Here is a 21,300-nt window from a genome sequence, read left to right as displayed (position 1 = left end):
GGAGCGTCGCCATGTCGACCCCAACGATTCACGGCATCATCGGCTACACCATCACCCCGTTCACCGCCAATGGCGAAGGCGTTGACCTTGACGCGCTCGGGCGTTCCATCGACCGTCTGATCGACGACGGCGTCCACTCGATCGCGCCGCTCGGCAGCACCGGCGAAGGCGCTTACCTGAGTGACGCGGAATGGGACCAGGTCAGCGAATTCAGCATCAGGCACGTGGCCAAACGCGTGCCGACCATCGTCAGCGTGTCCGACCTGACCACCGCCAAAGCGGTTCGCCGCGCGCGTTTCGCCGAAGCACACGGCGCCGATGTGGTGATGGTATTGCCGACGTCTTACTGGAAGCTCAGCGAAGCAGAAATCCTCGCCCATTACCGAGCCATCGGCGAGAGCATCGGCGTGCCGATCATGCTCTACAACAACCCGGCCACCAGCGGCACGGACATGTCGGTCGACTTGATCCTGCGCATCGTCAACACGGTGGACAACGTGACGATGGTCAAGGAGAGCACCGGCGACATCCAGCGCATGCACCAATTGCAACGGCTCGGCGAAGGTCAGGTGCCGTTCTACAACGGCTGTAACCCGCTGGCGCTGGAAGCCTTCGCGGCAGGTGCGAAAGGCTGGTGCACGGCGGCGCCGAACCTGATTCCGCAGCTCAACCTTGATTTGTATGAAGCGGTGTTGGCCAACGATTTGAGCAAGGCGCGTGACCTGTTCTATCGCCAGCTGCCGCTGCTCGATTTCATTTTGAAGGGTGGCTTGCCGGCGACCATCAAGGCTGGCTTGCGCGCGACCGGGCTGGAAGTGGGCGATCCGCGTTTGCCGGTGTTTGCGCTGGGTGAAGCTGGGCTTGGTCAGCTTCAAGGCTTGTTGAAAGCATTGCGCTGATCTCGACGTTCACAAAAAACCAATGTGGGGGCTAGCCTGCTAGCGATAGCGGCCTGACATTCAACATCTTCGTCGAATGTTAAGCAGCCATCGCTAGCAGGCTAGCTCCCACAATGGATTTGTATTGGTTGCGAAGGTGTGGTCAAAGCACCGGCAACGTCTTGTCCTTGATCACCGTCGTCGGGCCGTTGGCCTTCACACTGGCGATGCCTTTTTCCCTCGCGGCATCAGAGGAATAGGTTTCGCTGCTGCCGATAATCTCGTGGTTGCCGGCCTTGAGGTTGAAGTACGGCTGGCCGTCCTTGGTGGTCTTTTTCTCGTAGCGTTCATCCAGCGGGCTGTTCTTCTGCACCGAGGCAATGCCGTTTTCGGCGGCGCTGCGGGTGGTGTAGTGCTCGCTGTTCAGAACGGTTTCGGCATTCGCCGCTTTCAGCACGAAGCGAAACTGGCCGTTGCTGGTTTTGCTCAACTCATACCATCCAGACATGATTTTCTCCTTGGCGATTGAGAGATTTAGCGCTTCAGAGTAAAGACCAGCCTGGGGTATCTGTCGCCTGGCCGGGCCCCATCGCGAGCAAGCTCGCTCCCACAGGGGATTTGTGTACATCAATCCCTTGTGGGAGCGAGCTTGCTCGCGATGAGGCCGGTCAGGACAACACAGAACCGCCTACTTCACCACCGCGCGCACCACCGACAACTCGGGTGCCTGCACCCGCCGTTGCGACAAATACCGCGTACAACTCACCCGCAAGAACGAAGCAAAATTCACCACCTCACCGCGATAATCCATCACCTCTTCATACAGCTTGGCGATCAACTGGTTGGTGGTCATGCCGTCGACCTCGGCGATTTCGCTGAGGATGTCCCAGAACTGATTCTCCAGCCGCAGGGTGGTGACCACCCCGCAGATGCGCAGCGAGCGAGAGCGCGATTCGTAGAGGATCGGATCGGCCTTGACGTAGAGCTCGCACATGGAAGCGTTCCTCGTTACAGCGTGATTTTGGTGCCCAGCAAGCCGAGGAAACCGGCAAGCCAGCTTGGGTGGGCCGGCCAGGCCGGAGCAGTGGCCAGATTGCCTTGAACGTGACCTTGCGTCACCGGGATATCGATGAACGTCCCGCCTGCCAAGCGTACTTCCGGCGCGCAGGCCGGGTAGGCGCTGCACTCGCGACCTTCGAGAATCCCCGCCGCCGCCAGCAATTGCGCACCATGACACACGGCGGCGATCGGTTTGCCGGCCTTGTCGAAGGCGCGCACCAGTTCCAGGACTTTTTCGTTCAGGCGCAAGTATTCCGGGGCACGACCGCCGGGGACCAGCAGCGCGTCGTAGTCGGCTTCAGCGACCTTGGCGAAATCGAAGTTCAGGGCAAACAGGTGGCCGGGTTTTTCGCTGTAAGTCTGGTCGCCTTCAAAGTCGTGGATCGCCGTGCGCACGGTCTGGCCTGCCGTTTTGTCCGGGCAGACGGCGTGCACCGTGTGACCGACCATCAGCAATGCCTGGAACGGCACCATCACTTCATAGTCTTCGACGTAATCGCCGACCAGCATCAGGATTTTCTTGGCAGCCATGGGGTGGACTCCTCTGGGAATACGTGGGCATGCAGGAGTACTCAAGGTAGTCCTAATCTGCGGGGTCGGGTAATAACCAGCTACTACCTGATAGACCGCGTTACCGTTCATCGCGGGCAAGTCGGAACGCCGCAGGGCACGCTCCCACAGGTTTTGCATCGGCCGCAAGAACGGCGCAGGACCTGTGGGAGTGGGCTTGCCCGCGATGACGGTTTCAAACTGTACGGATAACTCTGCACCTAGCTGTAACAGAGCAACGCCCGCGGTTTATGGCTAGATGAAAGTCTTCCCGCCACCCTAGATTCTGGTCCCCATCATGTCCTCGCGCGAAAACACCGGCATGGCCCTCGGCCTGCTCGGCGTTGTGATTTTCAGCCTCACCCTGCCCTTCACACGGATCGTCGTGCAGGAACTCCATCCGCTGCTCAACGGCTTGGGTCGTGCGTTGTTCGCGGCAATTCCGGCCGCGATACTGTTGCTGTGGCACCGGGAAAAATGGCCGACCTGGAAACAGGTCAAAGGCCTGACGCTGGTGATCGCCGGGGTGATCCTCGGTTTCCCGGTGCTCTCGGCCTGGGCGATGCAAACCTTGCCCGCGTCCCACGGCGCATTGGTCAATGGCCTGCAACCCCTGTGCGTCGCGCTGTACGCCGCGTGGTTGTCCCACGAACGACCGTCGAAAGCCTTCTGGGCCTGCGCCGCGCTGGGCAGTGCGCTGGTGCTGGGTTACGCACTGATCAGCGGCGCCGGCAGCATTCAGGCCGGGGATTTGCTGATGCTCGGCGCGATTGCCGTGGGCGGACTGGGCTATGCCGAAGGTGGCCGTCTGGCCAGGGAGATGGGTGGCTGGCAGGTGATCTGCTGGGCACTGGTATTGTCCACGCCACTGTTGATCGGACCGGTGGTGTACCTGGCGCTGCAACACCAGGGCGAGATTTCGGCCAAGACCTGGTGGGCGTTTGGTTACGTCTCGCTGTTCTCGCAGTTCATCGGTTTCTTCGCCTGGTACGCCGGTTTGGCGATGGGCGGCATTGCCCGGGTCAGTCAGATCCAGTTGTTGCAGATCTTCTTCACCATCGCGTTTTCGGCGTTGTTCTTTGGTGAACACGTTGAACCGATCACCTGGCTGTTTGCGGCCGGGGTGATTGTGACGGTGATGCTTGGACGCAAGACCGCCATCAAACCAAGTGTGGGAGCGAACTTGCTCGCGAAGAGGCCGTAACATTCAACATTTATGCTGAATGTAGGGCCGCCATCGCTAGCAGGCTCGCTCCCACAGGATCGCAGGGGATCAGAGGTAATTGTCGGCGCGCAGCAGGGTTTCCAGGCAGTGCTCGGTGATGTGGTAGAAATCCTTCAGTTCCTGAATTTTCACCAACAACGGGGCCGGGTCCACCGGCTCGGCACGCTTGACCGCCAGGATCATCTTGTTCTTGTTGGTGTGGTCCAGTGAGATGAACTCGAAGACCTTGGTCTCGTAACCACAGGCTTCGAGGAACAATGCGCGCAAACTGTCGGTGACCATTTCCGCTTGCTGCCCCAGGTGCAAACCGTATTGCAGCATCGGTTTGAGCAGCGCCGGGCTCTGGATTTGCAGGCGGATCTGCTTGTGGCAGCACGGCGAGCACATGATGATCGAGGCGCCGGAACGAATGCCGGTGTGGATCGCATAATCAGTGGCGATGTCACAGGCGTGCAGCGCGATCATCACGTCCAGCTCGCTCGGTGCCACGCTGCGCACGTCACCGCATTTAAACACCAACCCCGGATGGTCCAGCTTCGCGGCGGCGGCGTTGCACAAGTTGACCATTTCTTCACGCAGCTCGACGCCGGTCACTTCGCCTTCGGCGTTCAAGGTGTTGCGCAAATAGTCGTGGATCGCGAACGTCAGGTAGCCCTTGCCCGAGCCGAAATCGGCGACCCGCACCGGTTTGTCCAGCGCCAGCGGTGAGGTGGTCAGCGCATGGCTGAAGACTTCGATGAACTTGTTGATCTGCTTCCATTTGCGCGACATCGCCGGGATCAGCTCGTGCTTGCTGTTCGTCACACCGAGGTCGGCGAGGAACGGCCGGCTCAGGTCGAGGAAACGGTTCTTCTCACGGTTGTGCTCGGCGGATGGCACTTCGCGCAATTGCTGGGGTTTGCTCTTGAACAGCGAAGACTTGCCCTTTTTGCTGTATTCGAGCTGGGCTTCGTCAGTCAGCGACAACAAATGCGCATTTTTGAACGAGGCCGGCAACAACGCGGCGAGGGTCGCAACGCCCTCGGCCAGCGGCAGGTTCTTGGTGATGTCGCGGGTTTTGTAGCGGTAGACGAAGGACAGGCAAGGCTGATCCTTGACCGTCAGTTGTTTGATGATCAGCCGTTGCAAATCCACTTCGGTGCCGACGTACTTGGCCAGCACCAGTTTGATGAAGGCATTGGCGTCGAGGCTGGTTTGCAGCAGGTCGATGAACTGGGCGTGGTGATCCGGCGCGAGGCTGGCGGGAGTGGCGGTGACGGACATGGAAAAAACGGCCTCGGGCGGAGCGAATCGGAAGTGGCGGGTATTTTAGGGGGGATGGGGATTGAGGGCACGGGTAATTTCCCGAACGGTGCGACCTGTGGGAGCGAGCCTGCTCGCGATGGGCTCAAAAACACCGCGATTATCCTGCAATCCCGCGTCATCGTTGACGACCATCGCGAGCAGGCTCGCTCCCACAAGGAATGAGGTTCAGCCTAGAACCACCAACCGGTTCGGCAACTCATTCCTCACATGCGTCACCGGCACATGCACCTTGAGCAGTTCGCCACACGCTTCCACGCACGTCACAAAGCCCTGCAACGTCTGCCCTTGTTTCACCTGCTGGGTGAACACCGCCACAATGGCGTCCCAGTTTTTGTTATCCAGCCGTTTGGAAATCCCTTCATCCACCAGAATTTCCACGTAACGCTCGGCCTCGCAGACGAAAATCAGCATGCCGGTGCTGCCAACGGTGTGGTGCAGGTTCTGCTCGAGGAACTGCCGGCGCGCCAGGTTCGAGGCGCGCCAGTGCCGCACCGAGCGCGGGATCAGGTGCGTGGTGATTTTCGGAATACGGAACACCAGGCACAACACGATGAAGGTGATCCATTGCACCAGCAGCAGGCTGTGCATGGTCAGCCAGCCGGTCAGATAATGCACGACTCCCGGCACCACCAGCGCCAGCAGGCTGGCCCATAGCAGCGGGATGTACGCATAGTCGTCGGCGCGGGCCGCGAGCACGGTCACCAGTTCGGCGTCGGTGTCGCGCTCGACCCGGGCAATCGCCTCGGCGACTTTGCGTTGTTCGTGTTCAGTCAGTAGTGCCATGTTTACGAATGCCCGTTCATTGTTGTCATCACCAGCCGCCCGACGAACCGCCGCCCCCGAAACTGCCCCCGCCGCCGCTGAAGCCCCCGCCTCCACCGCCGCCTCCAAAACCTCCACCGCCAAAACCACCACTCGAACCGCCCGAGCCACCTCGGCCCGCCGGCAGAATCCCGAACATCTGCAAGACAAATATCGTCAGGATGAACAGCAACACCAGGAACACAAACACCCCGGGATGCCGCGAAACGAAGTCACTCTCCTGATTGCCGCCGGAGTCGTACACCGTCGAAGGTTCATCCAGCGGACTGCCGCCCAACACCACCAGCATCGCCGCGACCCCGTCGCTGATGCCCTTGCTGAAGTTGCCGGCCTTGAACGCCGGGGTGATCACCTGATTGATGATCACCGAACTCTGCGCATCGGTCAGCCGATCTTCCAGACCATAACCGACTTCAATCCGCAACTTGCGCTCATCGCGGGCGACGATCAGCAAGGCGCCGTTGTTCTTGTCCTTCTGACCGATGCCCCAGTAACGCCCGAGCTGATAACCGAAGTCGGCAATCTCGGCGCCCTGCAAGTCCGGTAACGTCACCACCACCAACTGCTCACCGGTGGCCTTTTCATGAGCATTGAGCTGTTGCGTCAACTGCTCGCGCACTGACGGCTCGATCAATTGGGCGTTGTCCACCACCCGCCCGGTCAGCTGCGGAAACTTCAGCTCCGCTTGCGCCGTGGCGACAAACACCCAAAGCAACAGCGCCAGGCCCACTTTCAACACACGCATTGGCAACCTCATCCGTGGTAATGCTTCAGGCCGGTCAGAACTTCACTTCAGGTGCTTTTTCGGCACTGGGGCTGGTGGCTTCGAAGGTTTCGCGGATCGGCAGATCGCTGTACATCACGGTGTGCCACAGGCGCCCCGGGAAGGTACGGATTTCGGTGTTGTATTTCTGCACCGCAAGAATGAAGTCGCGACGCGCCACGGCGATGCGATTCTCGGTGCCTTCCAGTTGCGATTGCAACGCGAGGAAGTTCTGGTTGGCCTTAAGGTCCGGGTATCGCTCGGACACCACCATCAAACGGCTCAAGGCACCGGTCAGCTGATCCTGGGCTTGCTGGAACTGTTTGAGTTTTTCCGGGTTGTCGAGGGTGCTGGCATCCACCTGGATCGAAGTGGCCTTGGCCCGGGCTTCGATCACCGCTGTCAGGGTTTCCTCTTCGTGTTTGGCATAGCCCTTGACCGTTTCCACGAGGTTGGGGATCAGGTCTGCGCGACGCTGATACTGGTTCTGCACCTGGCCCCAGGCGGCCTTGGCCTGTTCGTCGAGGGTCGGAATGTTGTTGATGCCGCAACCGGCCAGCAACGTGGTCAGCAACATCAAGGCTGCGATCTGCAGGCTTGACCGAGTGTGGTGTCGTACATTCATCTGGTTGACGCTCCCGTGCACATTCCGTTGAAAAAACATCCAGCAACCTCCTGACCGGACTCTTGGGGCATAATCTGCCGCCGCCACTGGATTGCATCGAGCCAATGGGCTAAAAGATGCCCCAGCGCAAAAAACACGCAGAAGTGTGCTGCATTTACCTGAACAACAATAGTCGCTCCCTAAATTTTGGCTGACCGGCGCGTATTCACTGCCGTTTAGGCTTTAGAGAAAACCATTCATGAAGAAGCTGTGTTTGCTGGGCCTGTTCGTCAGCCTGGCCAGTCATACCGTATTGGCCGCCACGACACCCGCACCTCTGGAGAACAAGGACGCTTTCATCAGCAACCTGATGAAGCAGATGACCCTCGATGAAAAAATCGGCCAGTTGCGTCTGATCAGCATCGGCCCGGAAATGCCTCGAGAGATGATCCGCAAGGAAATCGCCGCCGGCAACATCGGCGGTACGTTCAACTCGATCACCCGCCCGGAAAACCGTCCGATGCAGGACGCGGCCATGCGCAGCCGGTTGAAGATCCCGATGTTCTTCGCCTATGACGTGATCCACGGCCATCGCACGATTTTCCCGATCCCGCTGGCGCTGGCGTCGAGCTGGGACATGGACGCTATCGGCCTGTCCGGGCGCATTGCCGCCAAGGAAGCTGCGGCAGACAGCCTCGACATCACCTTCGCGCCGATGGTCGACATCTCCCGCGACCCGCGTTGGGGCCGGACCTCCGAAGGCTTCGGCGAAGACACCTATCTGGTGTCGCGCATCGCCGGCGTGATGGTCAAGGCTTTCCAGGGCACCGGTGCGAACGCGGCGGACAGCATCATGGCCAGCGTCAAGCACTTTGCCTTGTACGGCGCGGTCGAGGGCGGTCGCGACTACAACGTTGTCGACATGAGCCCGGTCAAGATGTACCAGGACTACCTGCCACCGTACCGCGCGGCGATTGACGCCGGTGCCGGCGGCGTGATGGTCGCGTTGAACTCGATCAACGGCGTACCCGCCACGGCCGACACCTGGCTGATGAACGACCTGCTGCGCAAGGAATGGGGCTTCAAGGGCCTGGCCGTCAGCGACCACGGGGCGATTTTCGAGCTGATCAAGCACGGCGTCGCTCGTGATGGTCGCGAAGCCGCGAAGCTGGCGATCAAGGCCGGCATCCATATGAGCATGAACGACACCCTGTACGGCAAGGAACTGCCAGGGCTGTTGAAGGCCGGCGAGATCGAGCAAAGCGATATCGACAACGCCGTGCGTGCGGTGCTGGACGCCAAGTACGACATGGGCCTGTTCAAGGACCCGTACCTGCGCATCGGCAAGGCTGAGGATGATCCGGCCGACACTTACGCCGACAGCCGCCTGCACCGTGCCGAGGCCCGCGATGTTGCGCGTCGCAGCATGGTGTTGCTGAAGAACCAGGGCGAAACCCTGCCGTTGAAGAAAACCGCGAAAATCATGCTGGTCGGTCCACTGGCCAAGGCACCGATCGACATGATGGGCAGTTGGGCTGCCGCTGGCCGTCCGGCTCAATCGGTCACGCTGTTCGACGGCATGACCCACGCTCTGGGCGATAAATCGACGCTGATCTACGCCCGAGGCGCCAACATCACCAGCGACAAGAAGGTCCTGGATTACCTGAACTTCCTCAACTTCGACGCCCCGGAAGTGGTGGACGATCCGCGTTCGGCGCAAGTGCTGATCGACGAAGCGGTGAAAGCCGCCAAGGATGCCGATGTGGTGGTGGCAGCGGTGGGCGAGTCCCGTGGCATGTCCCACGAATCGTCGAGCCGCACCGACCTGAACATCCCGCAAAACCAGCGTGAGCTGATCCGTGCCTTGAAAGCCACCGGCAAACCGCTGGTGCTGGTGTTGATGAACGGCCGTCCGCTGTCGATTCTCGAAGAGAAGGATCAGGCTGACGCGATTCTGGAAACCTGGTTCAGCGGCACCGAAGGCGGCAACGCCATCGCCGACGTGCTGTTCGGCGACTACAACCCGTCGGGCAAACTGCCGATCACCTTCCCGCGTTCGGTGGGCCAGATTCCGACCTACTACAACCACCTGAGCATTGGCCGGCCGTTCACGCCGGGCAAACCGGGCAACTACACCTCGCAGTATTTCGATGACACCACCGGCCCCCTGTTCCCGTTCGGCTTCGGCCTGAGCTACACCGATTTCAGCCTGACCGACATGGCCCTGTCATCGACCACGCTGAACAAGACCGGCAAGCTCGACGCCAGCGTCATGGTGAAAAACACCGGCAAGCGTGACGGCGAAACCGTGGTGCAGTTGTACATCCAGGACGTGACCGGTTCGATGATCCGGCCGATCAAGGAGCTGAAGAACTTCCAGAAAATCGCGCTCAAGGCCGGCGAACAGAAAGTCGTGCACTTCACCATCACCGAGGATGATCTGAAGTTCTTCAACGCCCAGTTGAAGTACGCGGCGGAGCCAGGCAAGTTCAACGTGCAGATCGGCCTGGATTCCCAGGACGTGACGCAGCAGAGTTTCGAGCTGCTGTAACGCTTCCAACACACTGCAAAAACCTGTGGGAGCGGGCTTGCCCGCGATGAGGCCATAACATTCAACATCATTGTTGACTGTCAGGCCGCCATCGCGGGCAAGCCCGCTCCCACAGTGTTTTTTGGGGGGGCTACTATCCCCGTCGATCCAGCAGGTTCACCACCAGCCGATCCACCCATCCCCAAACCCTCTGCTTCACCCGCCGCCACAGCGGGCGGCGTCGCCATGCCTCCAGGCTGACCTCCTGGCTCAACGCAAAGTCCCGCTCGAAACTCGCCACCACTGCCCGCGTCAGCCCTGGGTCCAGTGCTTCAAGGTTGGCCTCCAGATTGAAGCGCAAATTCCAGTGATCGAAATTGCACGAGCCAATACTCACCCAATCATCGACCAGCACCATTTTCAGGTGCAGGAAACATGGCTGGTATTCGAAGATCTTCACTCCGGCCTTGAGCAGTCGCGGGTAGTAGCGATGCCCGGCGTAACGCACCGACGGGTGATCGGTACGCGGCCCGGTCAACAAGAGCCGCACATCGACGCCTCGGCCCGCCGCCCGGCGCAATGAGCGGCGGACTTTCCAGGTCGGCAGAAAATATGGCGTGGCCAGCCAGATGCGCTTTTGGCCGCTGTTCAGCGCACGAACCAGCGATTGCAGAATGTCGCGGTGCTGGCGGGCGTCGGCATACGCCACCCGGCCCATGCCCTCGCCTGTGGACGGCACGCGCGGCAATCGTGGCAGGCCGAAATGCGCAGCAGGTTTCCAGGCGCGGCGGTGGCGGTTGGCGATCCATTGGCGGTCGAACAGCAACTGCCAGTCGATGACCAGGGGACCGGTGATTTCCACCATCACTTCGTGCCATTCGCTGGTGTCTTCACCCGGCGTCCAGAACTCATCGGTGACACCGGTGCCGCCGACCACGGCCATGCTCTGATCGACGAGCAGCAGCTTGCGATGATCGCGGTAGAAATTGCCGACCCAGCGCCGCCAGCTCAGGCGATTGTAGAACCGCAGTTCCACGCCGGCCGCCATCAGCCGCTGGCGCAAGGTCAGGGTGAACGCGAGGCTGCCGTAATCATCGAACAGGCAGCGCACCCGCACGCCGCGCTCGGCGGCCTGGACCAATGCCTGAACCATGGCCTCGGCACAGGCGCCCGCCTCCACCAGGTAAAGCTCCAGTTCGACTTGTTCCTCGGCGCGCGCAATCGCGACCAGCATCCGTGGAAAGAACTGCGGACCGTCGATCAGCAGTTCGAAACTGTTGCCTTCACGCCAGGGAAAAATCGCGCCGGCCATGTCAGCGTGCCGTGAAAATCAGTACCGCACCCACCGGCACCGACAAACTGATCGCCGACAACCCGGCGACTTTGCGCAAACTGTCCAGCCCCGGCGCCAGATCGAAATCCGAGGCGTTGATCACCAGCGGTTCGAGCGTCACCACCTGAAAGCGCCGATCATCGAGACGAGTCGCCAGCAGTTCGGCATTGTATTCACGGGTTTTGCCGTGGAGGTTGACGGTCACCGGCAAACGCAATTCCAGTTGCGCGCCGGGGGCAAGGTCGTTGATCGGGCGCAAATCAATCTGCGCGGTGATCAAGGCTTCGGGGTAGGTCTGGATCTCGAACAGCTCCTTGCGCATGCGTTCGTCGCGCAGGGGGATGCCGCTGTTCACCGAATCCAGTTCGACTTCCACCTCGGCCAGGCCTTTGGGACTGACCTTGCCGTGCAGCACCAGAAAGCGTTGCACTTCGGAAACATGGGCGTTTTTGGTGCTAACGAACGACAGCCGCGAGGATTCGCCGTCCAGGTACCAATTGGCCTGGGCCGATAAAGTGGCGCCGGCCAGCAGCACAAAGGCGAAGGTTTTGGTGAGAGACCGCTTGAACATAAAGACTCGTGGGGCAGATAAACCTGAGCGAACCTTAACCGTCCGTGAGCGCATTGCAAACCGCGATGACTAAACACCGTGTCTGTCGGAGCCCGGCTTGCCGGCGATGGCGTCCCGGAGATCGCCATCGTCGGCAAGCAAGCAGCAATCTGTCAGGGTTGCAGGCGGCAGCCTTGGTGTTCGCCGATCCATTGCGCGCTGTTGCTGCGGCCCATGCCGCTGACCGTCACGCGTTTGCCGGCGGCGTCATCGGAAAATCCACTGAAGGGCAGCCACTGCTTCACATAGCCACGGCAATACTCAACCGGGTGATTCATCACGTACCGACACGAACAATATTCCTTGGCGGTGTAGGCGCTGATGATGTCCGGGAACGCCCACAACGCCACCCGCTCGTGCCAGGCCCAGCCGAGCAAGGCGATCAACAGGATCAACAACAGTGAACTGACCGGGCGGAGGCTCATGGCTGCACCTTCCCGGCGAATGCCATGCGCACGAGTCTGAGCATTTCGTTGTGTCGATAGCTGCCGTCGCGGTCATCGCCGTAGCGCACGATCACCAGGTTTTCACTGGGGATCACGTACATCGCCTGGCCCCAATGGCCAAGCGCGGCGAAGGTGTCGGGGGGCGCATCGGGCCAGGGTTGTGCGGCACCCTCCACGGCACGATTGAGCCACCACTGGCCGCCCGGCACCGCGTCGTCCTGATTCGCTTGAAAGTGGGCAAAGGCTTCGCGGTTGAAGGTGACCCAGTCTTTGGGCAGCAATTGCCGGTCGCCCCAACGGCCGTCGCGCGCCATCAACAGACCGACTCGCGCCAGGTCGCGGGCGGTGAGGTAGGCATAGGACGAGGCGACGAAAGTGCCCGTGCCGTCGGTTTCCCACACCGCGTGACGAATCCCCAGCGGCGCGAACAGCGCGGTCCAAGGATAGTCGGGATAACGCGCCGGGCCGACGATGTTTTTCAGCGCTGCAGACAGCAGATTGCTGTCGCCGCTGGAATAGCGAAAGGCCTGACCGGGCTTGGCGTACTCAGCGTGATCGGTGGTGAAGGCGGCCATGTCGTGATGGCCGCGGGTGTACAGCATCGCCACGACGGAGGACTTCAACGGGGCGTATTCGTAATCCTCCTGCCAGTCCAGGCCCGAGGCCCAGTGCAGCAGATCGGCCATGGTGATCGCCGGGTGTTTTTCCAGCGGCGGATAGAACTTCAGCGCCGGGTCCTGCAGTTTGAACAGGCCTTCGCCATAGGCGACGCCGAGCACGGTGGCCATGAGACTTTTGCTGATCGACCAGGTCAGGTGCGGCGTGTCGGCAGTGGTCGGGCCGGCGTAGCGCTCGTAGACCAACTGACCGTCGCGGATCACCAGCAAGGCGTCCGTGCGTATGCCTTTTCGGGCGCTCTCGTCGCGGGGTGGGAAGGCGTAGGTTTCCAGGGCTTGCAACGCCGGGCCGCTGACGGCCGGGCCGGTTGACCATTGCTCGGCGGGCCAGGTTTCGGCTTGGGCCGTGAGGCTGAGCAGCAGCATGAAAAACAGGGACAAGCCTTTGAACATGGTGGGGGCTCGGCGGGATTGGCTCGCTGAGGTTAGTTGAGGTTGATGACAATTTCGGAGTTTCTGTCGTCAAGGAGGCCGCCATCGCTGGCAAGCCAGCTCCCACAGGGATCTCTGGCGTGCGCAAATTTGTGTACGACGCAGATCATGTGGGAGCTGGCTTGCCAGCGATGGGGCCAGTCAATTCACTGAAGATCCAGCCAATGCCTTGACCAATCGCTTGCCCCGCGCGCCCGCCGCCAAATCCATCACCGCCTGATCCCGCTGCCACATCGCCGCCCACTGCGGTGGACCATCGGCCAATGCCTGATTCACCTCAACCTTCAACCCGTCAAACTGCGCAAACAAACCGCCCAGCAACACATGCCCCGCCGAATTGTTCGGCGCCTGCCGGCTGGCTTCCGCACACCCGGCCAACAGCGCCAGCAAACGCAACTGCAAGACCTGCGGCCAGTCACTCTCCTGGCCGACGCCATACAACCACGCCGTCATCGCGCTCAAAACATAGACGTCCTCCAGCGTTCTGAACGGTTTGACGTACGCATCCCAACCATCCCCTGCCAGCAATTCACACAAGGCATTGTCGAGAAACAGCTGGCCATGACTGATGTCCGGCATCAGCGGCATCGCCGGCAGTTTTTCCAGGCGCACGCCCGGCTCACCGGGATAAACCACCGCCAGGCTCAGGCGCGGCGACTCGCCGGGCGCTTCACTGCGAGCGGCGATCAGCAGCCAGTCGGCCGCATCGCCGGCGGTGACGAAATCCTTGCGCCCGCTCAGGCGCAGATCGGTCAGGCGCGTCTGCATGTCTGCCACTCGCAGGCTGCGCAGTTCGGTCGCGCACAACGCGCCGAGACTCGGCGGCGCGCTCGGCCAGAGCATGCGCAACGCCGCCTGATAACCCACCAGAAACGCCAGCCCCGGTGTCGTCATCAGGCGTCCACCGAGCACCGCCAACTCGAACGGCGTGACCGCGCCCAACTGCTGCAGCAAGGTCGCGAAACCTTCACCGAGGTCCGGATTGGCGGGCAAGCGATCGCGGCGTTTCAACAGGGTTTGCCAGGGCATAAGAGGCTCCTTGTGGGCTGTCATATAAGCATCACCAAAGCTTCATGGCGATGACACCGGGGCTACATAGCCTGACTTTGCACAACACGGCCGCATAAAGAAAGTCGATCGGCTCTAACCCAAGACGGGTGACCAGCCCGCACGGAGATTCGCAATGACTCAGATCGCCCGCATCAGCGACACCGGCAATGAACGCCGCCTGCAAGCCGAACGCCTGGTGGGCGCCGAGGCCTTGCAGGAAGCCCAGGCTTTGCGCTTCAACGTGTTCAGCGGCGAGTTCAACGCCAAGCTGAAAGGCGCGGAACGGGGTCTGGACATGGATGACTATGATGTTCACTGCGCCCATATCGGCGTGCGTGACCTGAACACCGGACGCCTGGTGGCAACCACCCGTCTGCTCGACCACACCGCCGCCAGCAGCCTGGGCAGGTTTTACAGCGAAGAAGAATTCAGCCTGCACGGCCTGATTCACCTCAAAGGCCCGATCCTCGAAATCGGCCGCACCTGCGTCGACCCGGCCTACCGCAACGGCGGCACCATCGCCGTACTCTGGGGTGAACTGGCCGAAGTGTTGAACCAGGGCGGTTACAGCTATCTGATGGGTTGCGCGAGCATCCCGATGCAGGACGGCGGCATTCAGGCTCACGCGATCATGCAGCGTCTGCGCGAACGTTACCTGTGCACCGAACACCTGCGCGCCGAGCCGAAAAAACCGTTGCCGGTGCTGGACCTCCCCTCCAACGTCATCGCCGAAATGCCACCGCTGCTCAAGGCATACATGCGTCTGGGGGCGAAGATCTGCGGCGAGCCGTGCTGGGACGAAGACTTCCAGGTCGCCGACGTGTTCATCCTGCTCAAGCGCGACGAACTCTGCCCGCGCTACGCCAAACACTTCAAGGCGGCCGTGTAATGAGCCGCCTGCGGGTGTACGCGCGAATTGCGCGAGTGCTGGTGGTGGTGGCATTGGGGCTGAGCATGGCCAGTGTTTTCGGCGTGTTCGAGCGCCTGGGTATCGCCCATTCGATGGTCCGCCGTCAGCGCTGGTCGCGATTTTTCATGGCACGCCTGGCGAATGCCCTGCCCTTTCGCGTGACGGTTCACGGTGAATTGCCGAAAGAGCCGATGCTCTGGGTCAGCAATCACGTGTCGTGGACGGATATTCCGCTGCTGGGCATGCTCACGCCGATGTCGTTCCTGTCCAAGGCCGAAGTGCGTACCTGGCCGGTGGCGGGCTGGTTGGCGGCCAAGGCCGGCAGCCTGTTTATCCGCCGTGGCTCGGGCGACAGTCAGTTGATCCGCAAACAGATGACACGCCACCTGGAGCAAGCGCATCCGCTGCTGATGTTCCCGGAAGGCACCACCACCGATGGCCGTTCGTTGCGCACCTTTCATGGTCGCTTGCTGTCGGCGGCGATTGATTCGCAAGCGAAGCTGCAACCGTTGGCGATTCGTTATCTGCGCGACGGTGAAGTCGATTCGCTGGCGCCGTTCATTGGCGACGATGATTTGCTCTCGCACCTGATGCGCTTGTTTGCCAATGACCGGGGCGATGTGGAGATTCATCTGCTCAAGCCGATTGCCTGTGAAGGTCGCGAGCGTGCGGCGCTGGCGTTTGAGGCACAGCAGGCGGTGCAGAAGGCGTTGTTTGGGACGATTCCGGAGAAACAGCAGGTTCCGATGCGGCCCGCCATCGCGGCCTGACGCACTCTTTGATTCACAGAGAACCCTGTGGGAGCGGGCTTGCCCGCGATGGCGGTGGGTCAGTCAACATGGATGTTGGGTGATCCGGCCTCATCGCGGGCAAGCCCGCTCCCACAGGAATTTACGCCGTTTGATGGTTCTGCGAAAAATTCTGCAAAAGTGGATAGAACAATCTGAAATCCTCGCTCAACGGCTCATACAACACCCGCAACTCCTGCATCGCCGCCGCCAATTCCTCAGGCTTGCTCAGCCGCCGCGAAATCCCCCGCAGCACCTGCTCCAGCACGTCGAACTCCTGGTAAGAACCCAACCAGTCATTCGCCATCATGTGCGGCGCAATCCTCGCCAGGCGTTCCGGCAGTTGCGGTTCATTGGACAGCACCCGATACACATCCGAGGTGAACAGCTCCAGCGACCGGTCGGCATACAGCGTCCAGTCCCGCGCCAGACAATGGTCAAAAAACACGTCGAGCACGATCCCCGCGTAACGCCGTCGGGTCAGGGAAAACCGCGACAACGCCACGTCCACCAACGGATGGCGGTCGGTAAAGACATCGATGCTGCGATGCAACTGGATAGCCGCCTCGATCTCCGGGTCGAACTGCCCTTGCAGCCGTCCTTTGACGAAATCGCCATACAGACTGCCGAGCAATTGACCGGGACGCTGGCCACCGAGATGAAGATGCGCGAGATAGTTCATGCCTCGCAGCTTAACACTGCAGCCTAAATATCGTTATAACCCGATATACCGATTTATACGGCCGTAAGACCAAAATCATATTGGTATATCGCGAACTACCGATTTAAAGTTCGCCCCATCGCGATATAGCGTTTTACTCATCACGAGCCCCAAGCCATGAACCTCGACCTCGACGAAATAATAAAAGCCCTGGCACACCCGGTACGCCGAGAAATCCTGCACTGGCTCAAAAACCCGGACGTCGAATTTCCCGACCAGACCCACAGCAACGAGCACGGTGTCTGCGCCGGTCAGATTGATCAACGCTGCGGCCTGTCGCAGTCCACGGTGTCCGCTCACCTGGCGACCCTGCAACGCGCCGGCCTGATCAGCAGCCGCAAAGTCGGCCAGTGGCATTTTTTCAAACGCAACGAGGAAACCATCCAGGCCTTCCTCAGCACCTTCAGCAAAGAGCTCTGACCCTTTACGTCAGTACGCCGATAAGGAATCACCCATGCCCCTCTCGCTCCTCATTCTGGCCTTGAGCGCTTTCGCTATCGGCACCACCGAGTTCGTCATCATGGGCCTGCTGCCCGATGTGGCGGCCGACCTCGGTGTGTCGATCCCCGGCGCCGGCTGGCTGGTGACCGGTTACGCCCTCGGCGTGGCCATCGGCGCGCCGTTCATGGCACTGGCCACCGCAAAACTGCCGCGCAAGGCTGCACTGGTGGCGTTGATGGGCATCTTCATCATCGGCAATCTGCTGTGTGCAGTGGCCAGCGATTACAACGTGCTGATGTTTGCCCGGGTGGTGACTGCCCTGTGCCACGGTGCATTCTTCGGTATCGGTTCGGTGGTCGCGGCAGGCCTGGTCCCGGCCAACAAGCGCGCTTCGGCCGTGGCCCTGATGTTCACCGGCCTGACCCTGGCCAACGTGCTCGGCGTGCCGCTGGGCACCGCGCTCGGTCAACAAGCCGGCTGGCGCTCGACCTTCTGGGCGGTGACCGTGATCGGCGTGATTGCCCTGATCGGCCTGATTCGCTTCCTGCCAGCCAAGCGCGATGAAGAAAAACTCGACATGCGCGCCGAACTGCGTGCCCTCAAAGGCGCCGGCATCTGGCTGTCGTTGAGCATGACCGCACTGTTCGCCGCCTCGGTGTTCACCCTGTTCACCTACGTCGCCCCGCTGCTGGGCGAGGTGACCGGCGTCTCGCCACGCGGCGTGACCTGGACGCTGATGCTCATTGGCCTGGGCCTGACCGTCGGCAACATCATCGGCGGCAAGCTGGCGGACAAAGGCCTGGCAGCGACGCTGATCGGCGTGTTCATCAGCATGGCCGTGGTGTCCACCGTGCTGACCTGGACCAGCGTTGCGCTGATCCCGACCGAAATCACCCTGTTCCTCTGGGCTACCGCGTGCTTTGCCGCCGTCCCTGCCCTGCAAGTGAACGTGGTGACCTACGGCAAGGCTGCACCGAACCTGGTCTCGACCCTGAACATCGGCGCGTTCAACGTCGGCAACGCACTGGGTGCCTGGGTCGGCGGCAGCGTCATCGCCCACGGCTTCGGCCTGACCAGCGTGCCACTCGCGGCCGCCGCACTGGCGGTACTCGCCCTGCTGGTGACCCTGATTACTTTCCGTCAGAGCGGTAATTCCGAACTGGCCCCTGCTACCAACTGACTCACTGATACCTCACGAGGGTGCATTTCATGACGACTATTTTCGATCCGATCAAACTGGGCGACCTCGAGTTGGCCAACCGCATCATCATGGCACCGCTGACCCGTTGCCGCGCCGACGAAGGCCGTGTGCCGAACGCGCTGATGGCCGAGTACTACGTTCAACGCGCCTCGGCCGGCCTGATCCTCAGCGAAGCCACCTCGGTCACGCCGATGGGCGTCGGCTACCCGGACACCCCGGGCATCTGGTCCAACGACCAAGTGCGAGGCTGGACCAACGTGACCAAAGCGGTCCACGGCGCTGGCGGCAAGATCGTCCTGCAACTGTGGCACGTCGGCCGGGTTTCCCACCCGTCTTACCTGAACGGCGAAGCACCGGTTGCACCGAGCGCTATCCAGCCCAAAGGTCATGTCAGCCTGGTTCGCCCACTGGCCGATTACCCAATGCCGCGTGCACTGGAAACCGCTGAAATCGCCGACATCGTCGACGCTTACCGCGTAGGTGCCGAAAACGCCAAGGCCGCCGGTTTCGACGGCGTGGAAATCCACGGTGCCAACGGTTACCTGCTCGACCAGTTCCTGCAAAGCAGCACCAACCAGCGCACCGATAACTACGGTGGCTCCCTGGAAAACCGTGCACGCCTGTTGCTGGAAGTGACCGACGCGGCGATCGAAGTCTGGGGCGCCGGCCGCGTCGGTGTGCATTTGGCACCGCGCGCCGACTCCCATGACATGGGCGACGACAACTTGTCCGAGACCTTCACCTACGTCGCTCGCGAACTGGGCAAACGAGGCATCGCGTTCATTTGCTCGCGCGAGAAAGAAGCCGGCGACAGCCTTGGCCCACAACTCAAAGAAGCCTTCGGCGGCCCGTACATCGCCAACGAACGCTTCACCAAGGACAGCGCCAACGCCTGGCTGGCCAGCGGCAAGGCTGACGCGGTCGCCTTCGGCGTGCCGTTCATTGCCAACCCGGACCTGCCGGCACGTTTGAAAGCCGATGCGCCATTGAACGAGGCGCGCCCGGAATTGTTCTACGCTAAAGGTCCGGTGGGATATATCGACTACCCAGTCATGTAAACCTTACCCAAATAAAAAAAGCCCCGGATAGAAATACCCGGGGCTTTTTTTATTTGCAAAGCGTTCAACTAATGAAACAACATTTACATTGCCCCAAAACTTACAGCGAGGTTAATTTCGGCACCCAGGCCCTATACACCAACTACAGTCAGACCGTGCATATCAAAACGGCTTTTCAATACGCTCATCGAAAACGCCTGAATCATCGTCCACCCAAAGTGGAGTTTTTCTGGGAGCACCACGCGCTGTCCATTGGGAAAGTACCGATTTTCAGCCAGTCCTTCCTTGAGGCCCAAAGCGACAGCTATCCGTACAACTACAGCATGCTCGCGGTCATCATGGATCGTTGAGCTGCAATCCACCGTAAAATTACTTACTTACTCGAAAGGAATCGATATGAACGACATCAAAGAAACCAGTAACCAGTACGAAGACCTACTGTCGTTTTTCAACTCCATCTCCATTGGACCACTGTACAATCTGACGCCGCTGTTTTTCAGCGAGGAAAATCAGCAAGCACTGGACAAGTTGATCGGAACAGCCAAGGTAGAATTAATACACTTTCTTGAAGGGATTGAGTCAGAACGCCTTCTGAACGAGAGAATTGAGCTGTGGCGAAATGAAGATAAAAGCACGAAAAACACTCGCGTGATCGTCAAACTAATCAATAACACGCCGCACACTTTTACAATCGCACAAACCACTCTGCCTTTGCAAAAATCAGAGCGCCAGTCATTCCAGCTTTCCCCTCATACAAAAACAGCATTCAAATCCGATTTCGCTTATACGTACGGTTACCCTTGGCCCAAAAACAAAATCATGTTCAATCAGTTTGTTGATTTCATCGATCAGAACGTCGGGGTCCGTTTTGACCTCGGCATGATAATGAACAAATCCTTCGGCGTGATTTCGCCAAGACACAGGGCAACGGTAAAAAATACCGTCACCTCCATTGGCTCATCCAGGGTCAATTGCTCAACCAAAATCACCCGCATGGCAGCGGATGAACCTTTCAACTTCGAGGTGGAAATCACGTTCGGCTGAAGCAGCGAACTTGCGGGATGGCGCGAACCTTTTCACATCAGCGACACAAATTTCCTACAAAATACGTAGCTCGCTACCTGTCATCCCAAAGCGCGTCCGTATATAAAAGCACCCCATTACACCAACGCGGGCGAAGCGTTTATCTTCGCCCGCGTCTATTGACAGAAACGGATCCAATTACGCATTTTGTTTCATTTGCGCAGGCTGGGGCTCAGGCGCAGCATGTCCAACGCTGCATCGACCCAACGCTCGGCTTCGGTATGCAGTTGAAAACTGTCGGGCGCCAATAGCCACTGATACAAAATGCCATCGATGTAGGCATGCAGGCTGATAGCTGCGCGCGCAGTGTCGAGGTTTTCCGGCAACTGCCCCCGATTCACTGCATTGGTAAGGGCCAGGCCGATACGCACATTGCAATCGAGGCTGACCTCCCGGCGCTGCTGGCGCAAGTCACACATTTCATCGGTGAATTCGCACTTATGAAACAAAATCTCATTGATGCGTCGGGTTTTCGGGTCCAGGGCAACTTGATGAAACAAATGAATCAGCAGCTTGCGCATGCAACCCAGCGGATCGAGTTCATCTTCGCTTTCACTGGCCTTGGCCATTTCATCCAGCGGCTCATGCAAGGTATCGAGCATGGCCTGCACCAGATCCGCCTTGTTACTGAAATGCCAATAGATGGCCCCGCGAGTCACGCCGGCCAGGGTAGCGATGTCCGCCAGCGTCGTGCGCGCCACGCCCCTTTCATAAAAGGCTTTCTCTGCCGCTTCGAGTATCTGGCTGCGGGTTTCTTGAGCTTCCTCTTTGGTACGACGGACCATGGCAGTACAACCTCAATCAGGATGCTTCAG

General features: G+C 60.1%; 24 protein-coding genes. 10 read left to right on the top strand and 14 right to left on the bottom strand.

The features are described 5' to 3' along the window. The first annotated feature begins 11 nt into the window (after positions 1-11). On the top strand, positions 12-899 hold the full coding sequence (locus tag F8N43_RS10785) for a dihydrodipicolinate synthase family protein (protein ID WP_150653744.1): 888 nt from the start codon (positions 12-14) through the stop codon (positions 897-899). A 142-nt stretch (positions 900-1,041) separates the two neighbouring features. Here the strand turns inward: F8N43_RS10785 and F8N43_RS10780 are convergent, their stop codons facing one another. The 3 genes from F8N43_RS10780 to F8N43_RS10770 form a co-directional block, all read right to left on the bottom strand. Further along, on the bottom strand, positions 1,042-1,386 hold the full coding sequence (locus tag F8N43_RS10780) for a YegP family protein (RefSeq protein ID WP_150630942.1): 345 nt from the start codon (positions 1,384-1,386) through the stop codon (positions 1,042-1,044). 180 nt (positions 1,387-1,566) lie between these two features. Beyond that, on the bottom strand, positions 1,567-1,872 hold the full coding sequence (locus F8N43_RS10775) for a ribbon-helix-helix domain-containing protein (RefSeq protein WP_008025707.1): 306 nt from the start codon (positions 1,870-1,872) through the stop codon (positions 1,567-1,569). A gap of 14 nt (positions 1,873-1,886) precedes the next feature. Further along, positions 1,887-2,468 carry a DJ-1/PfpI family protein gene (locus F8N43_RS10770; RefSeq protein WP_150630943.1) on the bottom strand — a complete coding sequence of 194 codons (582 nt, stop codon included), beginning with the start codon at positions 2,466-2,468 and terminating at the stop codon, positions 1,887-1,889. A gap of 316 nt (positions 2,469-2,784) precedes the next feature. On the opposite strand from F8N43_RS10770, the gene F8N43_RS10765 reads away from it, so the two are divergent. Next, positions 2,785-3,690, top strand: a complete 906-nt coding sequence (locus F8N43_RS10765; RefSeq protein WP_150653743.1) for a DMT family transporter — start codon at positions 2,785-2,787, stop codon at positions 3,688-3,690. Between the two features lie 69 nt (positions 3,691-3,759). Here the strand turns inward: F8N43_RS10765 and F8N43_RS10760 are convergent, their stop codons facing one another. The 4 genes from F8N43_RS10760 to F8N43_RS10745 all read right to left on the bottom strand — a co-directional run bounded on the left by F8N43_RS10760 (position 3,760) and on the right by F8N43_RS10745 (position 7,226). After that, on the bottom strand, positions 3,760-4,974 hold the full coding sequence (locus F8N43_RS10760) for a class I SAM-dependent methyltransferase (protein WP_150630945.1): 1,215 nt from the start codon (positions 4,972-4,974) through the stop codon (positions 3,760-3,762). A 207-nt stretch (positions 4,975-5,181) separates the two neighbouring features. Beyond that, a complete protein-coding gene (locus F8N43_RS10755; protein ID WP_150630946.1) occupies positions 5,182-5,799 on the bottom strand; it encodes a TPM domain-containing protein in 618 nt (205 codons plus the stop codon). Positions 5,800-5,827: 28 nt separating this feature from the next. Continuing rightward, entirely contained in the window at positions 5,828-6,583 is a 756-nt protein-coding gene (locus F8N43_RS29695) for a TPM domain-containing protein (protein WP_150630947.1), read from the bottom strand. A 34-nt stretch (positions 6,584-6,617) separates the two neighbouring features. Further along, on the bottom strand, positions 6,618-7,226 hold the full coding sequence (locus F8N43_RS10745; RefSeq protein ID WP_150630948.1) for a LemA family protein: 609 nt from the start codon (positions 7,224-7,226) through the stop codon (positions 6,618-6,620). 238 nt (positions 7,227-7,464) lie between these two features. Between F8N43_RS10745 and bglX the strand changes: the two genes are divergently transcribed. Further along, a complete protein-coding gene (bglX, locus tag F8N43_RS10740; protein WP_150653742.1) occupies positions 7,465-9,756 on the top strand; it encodes a beta-glucosidase BglX in 2,292 nt (763 codons plus the stop codon). Positions 9,757-9,889: 133 nt separating this feature from the next. On the opposite strand, the gene F8N43_RS10730 is transcribed toward bglX, so the two are convergent. From F8N43_RS10730 to F8N43_RS10710, 5 genes are all read right to left on the bottom strand, one after another. After that, positions 9,890-11,047: a phospholipase D-like domain-containing protein gene (locus F8N43_RS10730; protein ID WP_150630950.1), complete on the bottom strand. Its 1,158-nt coding sequence runs from the start codon at positions 11,045-11,047 to the stop codon at positions 9,890-9,892. A 1-nt stretch (position 11,048) separates the two neighbouring features. Then, positions 11,049-11,639: a YceI family protein gene (locus F8N43_RS10725; RefSeq protein WP_150653741.1), complete on the bottom strand. Its 591-nt coding sequence runs from the start codon at positions 11,637-11,639 to the stop codon at positions 11,049-11,051. A 152-nt stretch (positions 11,640-11,791) separates the two neighbouring features. Then, positions 11,792-12,103, bottom strand: a complete 312-nt coding sequence (locus F8N43_RS10720) for an amidase (protein ID WP_150653740.1) — start codon at positions 12,101-12,103, stop codon at positions 11,792-11,794. Beyond that, the gene (locus F8N43_RS10715; protein ID WP_150653739.1) at positions 12,100-13,194 is read right to left on the bottom strand and encodes a serine hydrolase domain-containing protein; all 1,095 of its coding nucleotides are present in this window, start codon (positions 13,192-13,194) and stop codon (positions 12,100-12,102) included. The genes F8N43_RS10720 and F8N43_RS10715 overlap by 4 nt, the downstream gene beginning before the upstream one ends. Before the next feature lie 180 nt (positions 13,195-13,374). Then, positions 13,375-14,262 carry an acyl-CoA dehydrogenase family protein gene (locus tag F8N43_RS10710; RefSeq protein ID WP_150630954.1) on the bottom strand — a complete coding sequence of 296 codons (888 nt, stop codon included), beginning with the start codon at positions 14,260-14,262 and terminating at the stop codon, positions 13,375-13,377. Between the two features lie 154 nt (positions 14,263-14,416). Between F8N43_RS10710 and olsB the strand changes: the two genes are divergently transcribed. Both olsB and F8N43_RS10700 read left to right on the top strand, forming a co-directional pair. Beyond that, positions 14,417-15,172 carry an L-ornithine N(alpha)-acyltransferase gene (gene olsB, locus F8N43_RS10705; RefSeq protein WP_150630955.1) on the top strand — a complete coding sequence of 252 codons (756 nt, stop codon included), beginning with the start codon at positions 14,417-14,419 and terminating at the stop codon, positions 15,170-15,172. After that, positions 15,172-15,963, top strand: a complete 792-nt coding sequence (locus F8N43_RS10700) for a lysophospholipid acyltransferase family protein (protein ID WP_150653738.1) — start codon at positions 15,172-15,174, stop codon at positions 15,961-15,963. The genes olsB and F8N43_RS10700 overlap by 1 nt, the downstream gene beginning before the upstream one ends. Positions 15,964-16,084: 121 nt before the next feature. Here F8N43_RS10700 and F8N43_RS10690 read toward each other — a convergent pair whose 3' ends face one another. Continuing rightward, on the bottom strand, positions 16,085-16,663 hold the full coding sequence (locus F8N43_RS10690) for an ACP phosphodiesterase (RefSeq protein ID WP_150636266.1): 579 nt from the start codon (positions 16,661-16,663) through the stop codon (positions 16,085-16,087). A gap of 156 nt (positions 16,664-16,819) precedes the next feature. Between F8N43_RS10690 and F8N43_RS10685 the strand changes: the two genes are divergently transcribed. The 5 genes from F8N43_RS10685 (at position 16,820) to F8N43_RS10665 (ending at position 20,446) form a co-directional block, all read left to right on the top strand. Beyond that, positions 16,820-17,122: an ArsR/SmtB family transcription factor gene (locus tag F8N43_RS10685; RefSeq protein WP_150630958.1), complete on the top strand. Its 303-nt coding sequence runs from the start codon at positions 16,820-16,822 to the stop codon at positions 17,120-17,122. Between the two features lie 34 nt (positions 17,123-17,156). After that, positions 17,157-18,323: an MFS transporter gene (locus tag F8N43_RS10680; RefSeq protein ID WP_150630959.1), complete on the top strand. Its 1,167-nt coding sequence runs from the start codon at positions 17,157-17,159 to the stop codon at positions 18,321-18,323. Between the two features lie 29 nt (positions 18,324-18,352). Next, complete coding sequence (locus F8N43_RS10675) at positions 18,353-19,402, top strand: alkene reductase (protein WP_150630960.1); 1,050 nt, start codon at positions 18,353-18,355, stop codon at positions 19,400-19,402. 71 nt (positions 19,403-19,473) lie between these two features. After that, positions 19,474-19,752: a hypothetical protein gene (locus tag F8N43_RS10670; RefSeq protein WP_224787818.1), complete on the top strand. Its 279-nt coding sequence runs from the start codon at positions 19,474-19,476 to the stop codon at positions 19,750-19,752. 46 nt (positions 19,753-19,798) lie between these two features. After that, positions 19,799-20,446 (top strand): hypothetical protein, encoded by a 648-nt coding sequence (locus tag F8N43_RS10665; RefSeq protein WP_150653737.1) that lies wholly within the window; start codon positions 19,799-19,801, stop codon positions 20,444-20,446. 191 nt (positions 20,447-20,637) lie between these two features. Here F8N43_RS10665 and emhR read toward each other — a convergent pair whose 3' ends face one another. Beyond that, entirely contained in the window at positions 20,638-21,270 is a 633-nt protein-coding gene (gene emhR / locus F8N43_RS10660; protein WP_150653736.1) for an efflux system transcriptional repressor EmhR, read from the bottom strand. Positions 21,271-21,300 lie beyond the last annotated feature (30 nt).

This window comes from Pseudomonas fluorescens (assembly GCF_902498065.1).
Taxonomy (GTDB): domain Bacteria; phylum Pseudomonadota; class Gammaproteobacteria; order Pseudomonadales; family Pseudomonadaceae; genus Aquipseudomonas; species Aquipseudomonas fluorescens_BJ.
The sequence above is the reverse complement of the archived record's forward strand: the minus strand, read 5'-3'. Positions and strand labels throughout refer to the sequence as shown.